The organism is Vibrio sp. 10N.261.51.C6, assembly GCF_041471785.1.
In the GTDB taxonomy this organism is placed as follows: domain Bacteria; phylum Pseudomonadota; class Gammaproteobacteria; order Enterobacterales; family Vibrionaceae; genus Vibrio; species Vibrio crassostreae_C.
Genome location: NZ_JBFRPB010000081.1, coordinates 1 through 6163, shown reverse-complemented (window position 1 = coordinate 6163; position 6163 = coordinate 1). Strand labels below are relative to the sequence as shown.

The window sequence follows — 6163 nt, the reverse complement described above, 5'->3', positions numbered from 1 at the left end:
TTCAAATTTTTCTTTAGACATGGGGTGTCCCTCTAGGTACGGATTAGGTGGCTTAAAATAAGACCACGCAACCAAAAAAATGGTTTTCTTTATTAAAGGAGAAGAAGCTTTAGACTGGTGCTAATACCCAGAGTCGAACTGGGGACCTCACCCTTACCAAGGGTGCGCTCTACCGACTGAGCTATATCAGCACACAAAATGAGTTGGAGCGTGCAGCGGGAATCGAACCCGCATCATCAGCTTGGAAGGCTGAGGTAATAGCCATTATACGATGCACGCAACACGTAACTCTGTTTGAGCTATTTAACCTTTAGAATATGGTGGAGAGGGACGGATTCGAACCATCGAAGGCAGTGCCAACAGATTTACAGTCTGCTCCCTTTGGCCACTCGGGAACCTCTCCAAATTTTGAGCTTTCTCTCGCTTGCCTTATAGGAAGGGAGAAAGTGGTGCCGACTACCGGAATCGAACTGGTGACCTACTGATTACAAGTCAGTTGCTCTACCTACTGAGCTAAGTCGGCACAAGTGGGGCGCATTTTATTGAATGATTTTCCACCTTGCAATAGTAAATTGAAAAAAAGTGCAAAATTCTCTGACCAAACTCCTACATACGGCTATTTAGCTCAAGGTTTACGTCTTTAACCCGCATCTAGTACAGGAAGATATTTTATTTATCTATCGCTTGATGTATTTTCCATGCACTTGTTTTGTTATCCACTATAGAGTTTTGTATGAGCCCATTTATGTCATTTGACCGCGAACGTTGGTCTGAGCTAAGGAATTTAGTTCCGATGACACTTTCTGAGAGCGACTTAAAAGAGCTTCAAGGCATCAATGAAAAGCTCACAATGGAAGAGGCAGTAGAGATCTATCTACCGCTATCTCGTCTATTGAACCTCTATGTGGCAGCCAGACAGAATAGAAACTCGGTACTCCACCAATTTCTAGATAAGAAAGAGAAAGCGCCACCTTTTATCATCGGTATTGCGGGTAGCGTAGCTGTTGGCAAAAGTACCACTGCGCGTCTGCTTAAAGCCCTACTCTCTCGCTGGGAAAACCACCCAAAAGTTGAACTAGTGACAACCGATGGCTTTTTATATCCAAACGAGGTGTTAAAAGAGAAAGGGTTGATGAGCAAAAAGGGCTTTCCTGAATCTTACGATATCAAGCGTTTAGTGAACTTTGTTTCGGATGTAAAAGCTTGCAAGAGAAATGTCACAGCCCCTGTTTACTCGCATCTTACGTACAATATTACTGATGACGTTAAGTGCGTCGACCTACCAGATGTGCTTATTATTGAAGGGCTTAATGTTTTACAAACCGGAATGAATTATCCACACGAGCCACATCGCGTGTTTATTTCAGACTTCCTTGATTTCTCACTCTATGTTGACGCTGATAGCCAACAAATCAAAGAATGGTACGTCAATCGCTTTATGAAATTCCGCGATGGCGCGTTTACTAAGCCTGGCTCTTACTTTAGTCATTACACTAAATTATCGAACCAAGCCGCATTGGACAAAGCAGAAGGTATCTGGAGTTCAATTAATGGCTTGAACCTTGAACAAAATATCCTTCCGACAAGAGAAAGGGCTCACCTGATTCTACGTAAAGGCGCAGATCATATGGTTGAAGAAGTGTTACTAAGAAAATAGTAACGCCTTAGTCGCCTTTTCTTAGCGATATCTCGCCACCAATATAGCTCTCGACACCATTCTCAGTTTTGAGCAATACAGCACCTTGTTCATCGATGCCTTGAACAACACCTTCAATTTCTCTAGGTCCAATGATCAATCTAACATTGCGACCTAAGAAATTATCCAAGCGGTTCCAACGCTCTAAAAAATTGGACATTCCTTTCAACTCGTAGTCGACAAGTGACTTATCCCAAGCATTGATCAGAGCCTGCGCTAACTGGTTACGGTCTGGCACCTTCCCATCACACACTTCTTTAAGGGAAGTCCATGGCTGGCCAATACCTGATGTTGTTGGATCCATGGATAGGTTTAGCCCTAAACCAATCACAATATGCGCAGCGCCGCCAGACTGTCCTGACAGCTCGACCAAGATACCTGCAAGCTTCTTGTCATTGTGGTAAAGGTCGTTCGGCCATTTAAGCTTTACACCTTCTACGCCCATCTCTTCCAAAGCTTCAACAACAGCTACACCAACCACAAGGCTTAAGCCCATTGCGGCAGCCATCCCCGCGTCGAGTCTCCAATACATTGAAAGATAGAGGTTTGCACCAAATGGTGATACCCACTCTCGTCCACGGCGTCCACGACCCGCAGCTTGATATTCAGCAATACAGACAGAACCCGATTCGAGGGTGTTAGTGCGCTCTAATAGGTGTTGGTTTGTAGAACCTATGATGGGAATGAGTTCAAGAGAAGCATCGCGACTAACTGCAGACAATTTGTCTTGGTCAAGCATATCCAAACGACTGGCTAGTTTGTAACCCTTGCCTTGTACTCGGTAGATATCTAAACCCCACTCTTGAATACCTTTAATGTGCTTACTGATAGCCGCTCGTGATACGCCAATCATTTCACCTAGGTCTTCACCTGAATGAAACTCACCGTCAGCAAGACATCTCAATAGTGCAAGCTTGGTACTGTGCTCTCTCATGCCAATGACTCCAAAGCCTTATCCAAGTTTGTCTCGCAGTCTCGTCCCATAAAGCGCACTTCATGTTCCAATCGAATATCGAATTTATTCAAAACGGACTGGCGCACTCGCTCTGCAAGCTTAAGGATATCCACAGCAGAAGCCTCATCATAATTGATAATAACCAATGCTTGGTTGGGGTGAACCTGAGCGCCACCTTCTGTCACACCCTTGAACTGGCATTGATCAATCAGCCAGCCAGCAGCAACTTTGATCATGTCATTACTCTCATAACCAACCATATTTGGATATAGAGCTAACAAGCGATCAAAATGATCTTTGGTGATCACAGGGTTTTTGAAGAAGCTACCCGCATTCCCTTGTACTCTAGGGTCTGGCAGCTTACTTGAACGGATAGCACACACTTCATCAAATATAGTGCGAGGGGAGAGCGTATCGGCTGCTAGGCTTTTTAACGGGCCATAGTGATTGCATGGCTCCCACTCTTTCGGCAACGTTAAACCAATCGCAACAACAATCGCTTTATCGTAGAGAGCGTGTTTGAAAATAGAATCTCGGTAACCAAAGAGACACTCTTCTTTGCTTAATCGCTTAACTGTATAAGTATCCAGACACAGGATATCGACATACTCGCATACGTCTTGTAGCTCAACACCATACGCACCAATATTCTGAATCGGAGCAGAGCCGGAACAGCCGGGTATCATTGCTAGGTTTTCTAGACCACCCAGCCCTTTATCCACACTCCACTCAACCAAGCTTGGCCAATCCTCGCCACCACTCACATGCAGTAGGTGATGACTGTCCGTCTCGGCCAGCTCAATCCCGGCTAATTTATTCACGATGACCAGGCCAGCGAAGTGCTCAGTAAAAAGCATATTACTGCCCTTACCCAGTATTAACTTAGGCAAAGCTGACCATTTAGGGTCTTTGTAAAGCGAAATAAGTTCTTCGGTAGTGGTGACTTCAACCAACGCATCACACGTCTGATCGATGGAAAAAGTATGAACATTTTTTAAACTAGCATTGAGATGGAATTGCATGGCGATATTCAATTAACTTACACTGCGGTCATTCTACAGCAGATAAACCAATGGCGCAGTGACTGAATGAACAATGTCATCATTACTCAATTAGACCCAGTAAAGGTTCCCCTAGTTAAACGTTTCTATAAAGAACATTACCCAACGGGAAAAGCGAATAAGAGTGAACTGATCTATTCGTTATTGCTGAATAACGAACTGTGCGGTGTCGTGCGTTTTCGTACAATAGAAAATAATCGCTTACTTACCGGTATGGCGATATCAAAACAACATCGTGGTCAGCAATTAGGCTCCCAGCTTATGGATTATTGTGCGCAACATACGCTTACGGAAGATGATTACTGCTTTGCGTACGCTCATCTCACCAATTTTTACGCGCGACACAAATTCGTACAAGTAGACCCTAAAGATCTACCAAATGGTTTAAGAGTTTTATACGAGCGCTATTCGAATAGCGGAAAAGATCTCATTCCTATGCATTATCAGCAAAATTGTTAGAGAATGCCTCGATTATCTAGTATTTGGTGCTATCCCTTTGGTAAAATTAAAGGTTCGCAATTTTGCATATTTTTAAGGTAAAACAGTCAATATGATTGCCAGTAGGAATCCATTCATACAGTTGCCAACCATAGCGCAGAATCCTGACAAGTTTGAAGTACTACTATCAGCGCAAGAGTTTCGAACTCGCCTACTTGATGAAATATCTCGCGCAACGACTCGTATTAGTTTAGTCGCTTTGTATCTTGAAGATGATGAGGCTGGCCGTGAGATCCTAACTGCCTTATATGAAGCAAAGCAAAAGAATCCAGAATTAGACGTGAGCGTTTGTGTCGATTGGCACCGGGCGCAGCGTGGATTGATTGGCGCAGAGTCTTCTGAAGGCAATGCAGCCATGTATAAAGAGTTCGCAGAGAAATATCAACATTCTGTGCCTGTCTATGGCATTCCCGTTCGCGGCAAAGAAGTCTTTGGCGTATTGCACTTAAAAGGCTTTATCGTCGATGATAGCGTGATATACAGCGGTGCAAGCCTTAACAATATCTATCTGAATTACCATGACCGCTATCGCTTTGATCGTTACCATGTTTTAAACAATGCAGCTCTTGCTGACTCAATGTTTGCCTACGTACACGAACAGATGGTTGCGGACAGCGCTGTTTATGACCTGGCTGATAAGAACAAGCCTGCGACCAAAGAACTGAAACCAGCGATTCGTCAGTTTCGAGCATCATTGGCAAGGTCTCAGTATCAATTCGAAGGGCAAGAGGTTTCAGCAGAGCAAGTGGCTGTAACACCATTGGTTGGTATCGGTAAAAGACGTAACCGTCTGAATCAGGGAATCAACCAACTCGTCGCTCAAGCTAAAGATGAAATCTTCATCTGCACACCTTACTTCAACTTCCCACCTAGCCTAGCTAAAGAAGTGAAGAAAGCACTTAAGCGTGGCGTAAAGGTCAGCATTGTTGTTGGTGATAAGACAGCGAATGATTTCTTTATCTCACCAGAAGAAGAGTTTAAAACGATTGGTGGTTTGCCATACCTTTACGAACTGAACTTACGCCGTTTCGCTAAAGCGAATGAAGCTCATATTGCTAGCCGTAATCTATCAATTCGACTTTGGCAACACGATTCCAATAGCTTCCACCTAAAGGGCATTTGGGTAGATAAGCGCTACATGCTACTAACAGGTAATAATCTAAATCCACGCGCATGGAAGTTGGATCTAGAGAACGGTATCTTTATCCAAGATAACTACCATCACCTAACAGACAAGTTTCAGGCTGAAGTGGATAACATCCTTCAACACACTCAGCTTATCTGTACTTATAAGCAGTTAGACAAGGTAGAGAGCTACCCGATGGAAGTTCAGAAGTTGATTCGTAAGATCACTCGTGTGAAAGCCGATAGGGTGCTTAAGCAAATACTGTAGTCGATGTATTAGAGACACTATTTATCAACGCCTAGCAAACGCTAGGCGTTTTTGTATCTACGAGATAGCTATTTAGGTTTGTTTGATGGTCTTTCGAATCAACATCTCTATTTATGCATAGTGAGTGTGATAGCTTGAAGTGTTAAGCATACTACCTTTTCCTTAGTCAGTCTCAGGGTTCCAGATACGTGTATCAGGTATGGTTTAGATAGCAGCTAAACGAGTACTAATACGAACATAATCGACAATTACCCTTTACGTATTCAAGCAATAACGTTCGTCACTCCTTACGGCGAGGTTCGTACGCGATAGGGAATTTCACATAGTAAAGCAATCAGATTAGCGCTCTGCTCTATTTAGCTTAACTACCAGAGTTAGAAGTAATACCAATCCGGAAAATTAACTGATCAGGTCAATCCAATCTCTTGTACACATTTTTGTGACGCGATCTTTGCACTCAAGAAATCCATTCCAAGCGCTACAGACCTTCGAAACAATATCGTTATAATCAATGAAGTTTTGGTTTGCTAGATAGTGTTGCCTTAACCAACTCCACACTT

5 protein-coding genes and 4 tRNA genes are annotated in these 6163 nt (G+C 43.4%); 3 read left to right on the top strand and 6 right to left on the bottom strand.

What is annotated here, in order from left to right; all coding sequences use genetic code 11:
• Positions 1–115: 115 nt before the first annotated feature.
• From AB4375_RS19725 to AB4375_RS19710, 4 genes are all read right to left on the bottom strand, one after another.
• Positions 116–191, bottom strand: a tRNA-Thr gene (locus AB4375_RS19725).
• Positions 192–204: 13 nt separating this feature from the next.
• Positions 205–279 (bottom strand) — tRNA-Gly (locus AB4375_RS19720).
• A gap of 39 nt (positions 280–318) precedes the next feature.
• A tRNA-Tyr gene (locus AB4375_RS19715) sits at positions 319–403 on the bottom strand.
• Positions 404–447: 44 nt separating this feature from the next.
• Positions 448–523 (bottom strand) — tRNA-Thr (locus AB4375_RS19710).
• Positions 524–733: 210 nt separating this feature from the next.
• Between AB4375_RS19710 and coaA the strand changes: the two genes are divergently transcribed.
• Positions 734–1657 carry a type I pantothenate kinase gene (coaA, locus tag AB4375_RS19705; RefSeq protein ID WP_017062776.1) on the top strand — a complete coding sequence of 308 codons (924 nt, stop codon included), beginning with the start codon at positions 734–736 and terminating at the stop codon, positions 1655–1657.
• A 7-nt stretch (positions 1658–1664) separates the two neighbouring features.
• On the opposite strand, the gene birA is transcribed toward coaA, so the two are convergent.
• Positions 1665–2630 carry a bifunctional biotin--[acetyl-CoA-carboxylase] ligase/biotin operon repressor BirA gene (gene birA, locus AB4375_RS19700; protein WP_017059800.1) on the bottom strand — a complete coding sequence of 322 codons (966 nt, stop codon included), beginning with the start codon at positions 2628–2630 and terminating at the stop codon, positions 1665–1667.
• Positions 2627–3673, bottom strand: coding sequence for a UDP-N-acetylmuramate dehydrogenase (gene murB, locus AB4375_RS19695; RefSeq protein WP_017059799.1), 1047 nt, complete (start codon positions 3671–3673; stop codon positions 2627–2629). The genes birA and murB overlap by 4 nt, the downstream gene beginning before the upstream one ends.
• Positions 3674–3739: 66 nt before the next feature.
• On the opposite strand from murB, the gene AB4375_RS19690 reads away from it, so the two are divergent.
• Together AB4375_RS19690 and pssA are read left to right on the top strand one after the other, a co-directional pair.
• Positions 3740–4171 carry a GNAT family N-acetyltransferase gene (locus AB4375_RS19690; RefSeq protein ID WP_017059798.1) on the top strand — a complete coding sequence of 144 codons (432 nt, stop codon included), beginning with the start codon at positions 3740–3742 and terminating at the stop codon, positions 4169–4171.
• A 91-nt stretch (positions 4172–4262) separates the two neighbouring features.
• The gene (pssA, locus tag AB4375_RS19685; RefSeq protein ID WP_029235079.1) at positions 4263–5603 is read left to right on the top strand and encodes a CDP-diacylglycerol--serine O-phosphatidyltransferase; all 1341 of its coding nucleotides are present in this window, start codon (positions 4263–4265) and stop codon (positions 5601–5603) included.
• Positions 5604–6163: the final 560 nt, after the last annotated feature.

What these genes read in the sequence shown, in the direction of transcription:
- coaA (WP_017062776.1), top strand. Translation starts at nt 734, where the DNA reads ATGAGCCCATTTATGTCATTTGACCGCGAACGTTGGTCTGAGCTAAGG.
- pssA (WP_029235079.1), top strand. Translation starts at nt 4,263, where the DNA reads ATGATTGCCAGTAGGAATCCATTCATACAGTTGCCAACCATAGCGCAG.
- murB (WP_017059799.1), bottom strand. Translation starts at nt 3,673, where the DNA reads ATGCAATTCCATCTCAATGCTAGTTTAAAAAATGTTCATACTTTTTCC.
- AB4375_RS19690 (WP_017059798.1), top strand. Translation starts at nt 3,740, where the DNA reads ATGAACAATGTCATCATTACTCAATTAGACCCAGTAAAGGTTCCCCTA.
- birA (WP_017059800.1), bottom strand. Translation starts at nt 2,630, where the DNA reads ATGAGAGAGCACAGTACCAAGCTTGCACTATTGAGATGTCTTGCTGAC.